Source organism: Paenilisteria newyorkensis, from assembly GCF_000766145.1.
In the GTDB taxonomy this organism is placed as follows: Bacteria; Bacillota; Bacilli; order Lactobacillales; family Listeriaceae; genus Listeria_A; species Listeria_A newyorkensis.
Window position 1 is genome coordinate 1 of record NZ_JNFB01000037.1, and the last position, 904, is coordinate 904.

Genomic DNA, 904 nt, shown 5'->3' on the forward strand with positions numbered 1-904 from the left:
GAAAAACTGGATACATGCTTTTTAACGGATGATGACTCGCTCACTGTACTCGCAGAAATGTCGCTAGGAAACGATGTGGTTGGCGCAACCACAATCAAAGAAAAGATTCTTGTATGTCATGAGGCATGGCACTTTACACAGATTGTTATAGGCATGGAATCCACATCCATGTACAGTTTTCACCCAGCCATGTTTTTCAACGAAGATGAGGCACTGCGTGCCTTACCAACGGTAGTCACTGTGGAAAATCCATTTCGCATCAAGCAATTTTCTCGCATGTTTGATGAAGATAAGACGGATAAAAATGATGCGTTAAGAATCGCAGATTTTTTGCGCATCCAACGGTTTACAACCTCTCCCATCAAAGAAGAAAAATACATGGCCTTGCAACGCTTAACACGTGCAAGGTATCAAATGATTGGGCAATTAGTAGAAGCAAAGCAACATTTTCTTGAAAACTTAACCTACAAGTGTAATACGCTGACCAGAGAGCTCAAGGCTAGCGATTCGAGCACTTCTGTATTCAGCGCCACTCTATTAAGTCTCTTCACCGAAGATTACAGTTTAGATGATTTAGCAGAGATGCCCTTAGAAGACTTCGCTTCCTTACTTCAAGAAAAAGGAAGGGGGCGGTTTAAACAACCAGAAGCATTGGCCAAAACCATCAAAAAAGCGATTCGAGGTAGTTACAGACTTGGAAGTGTTGCGCAAGAATCTATCGATGCCGTACTTAGCGCGATTGCAGCCCAAATACGCGGATTAGAAAATAGTATCCAAGCGCTAGATAAATCCATCGAACAACTTGTCGTTGCTATCCCAGAGTATCAATGTCTCACAAGCATTCCAGGCGTCGGTAAAGTATACGCCGCTGGCTTAATCGCTGAAATTGGCCAAATTGATCGGT

The 904-nt window shown here is 42.9% G+C and carries 1 protein-coding gene; it reads left to right on the forward strand.

Annotated elements, in window-relative coordinates:
* On the forward strand, positions 1–904 hold a 904-nt coding region (locus tag EP58_RS12060), incomplete at both ends, for an IS110 family transposase (protein WP_149028271.1).